This window comes from Neobacillus paridis (genome assembly GCF_016765675.1).
GTDB classification, from domain to species: Bacteria; Bacillota; Bacilli; order Bacillales; family Cytobacillaceae; genus Neobacillus; species Neobacillus paridis.
The window spans coordinates 1-607 of the sequence record NZ_JAESWB010000050.1; the positions used below are offsets into that span (position 1 = coordinate 1).

Annotated in this window: 1 protein-coding gene; it reads left to right on the forward strand. The window is 54.4% G+C overall.

Annotation, left to right across the window (positions count from 1 at the left end):
- Positions 1 to 67: 67 nt before the first annotated feature.
- On the forward strand, positions 68 to 607 hold a 540-nt coding region (locus tag JK635_RS05510; RefSeq protein ID WP_202652992.1), incomplete at its 3' end, for a hypothetical protein.

The window sequence follows — 607 nt, forward strand, 5'->3', positions numbered from 1 at the left end:
AAATGATGTGCCGTGGTGGTGATCCGATGTAATTGGACTGGCGCCTCTTGTGAGGCGTCGCTGAAACATGGTTCGACATTCAAAGCAGGCGTCGGGCATCGGCGAACAGCACTGTTGCCTGACCATGGAAGCACTTTCTACACCATTTTTTTCGATTCAACGAATGCCGAACGATACCGATCAAAGGACAGTGTCCACGCTTATTCGCTGGACAGAGGACGAGTGGCGCACGATCGCTCGTCACCTTTGCGCGAAGCAAGTTGGGGAGCCGATGCGTGCGTTCGATCTGCAAAAGATTAAAGCCAGGGATGTGTTTGTCGCGCAGGAAGTACTGCCTGAAGAACGACATCGAAAACTAGCGTCGATTGCGCAGGGATTTACGGGCATACGCGCACGGCTGGATGCGTTGACTCAGCTGGTACCCGAGGAAGAACAGGTAACCGCCTGTGCAGAAAAGACGGAAGATTATCCAGAGCGACGGACTGCCTCGGACACAGCGGCAAGCGTTTCACGGGCTTCGGAGCAAGACCTAAAGGCAAGCGATCACATGCCTGAAAGTGATGGACGAGCAGCGGAACAGACGTCCGAACGCAACGTGATTCCCGAA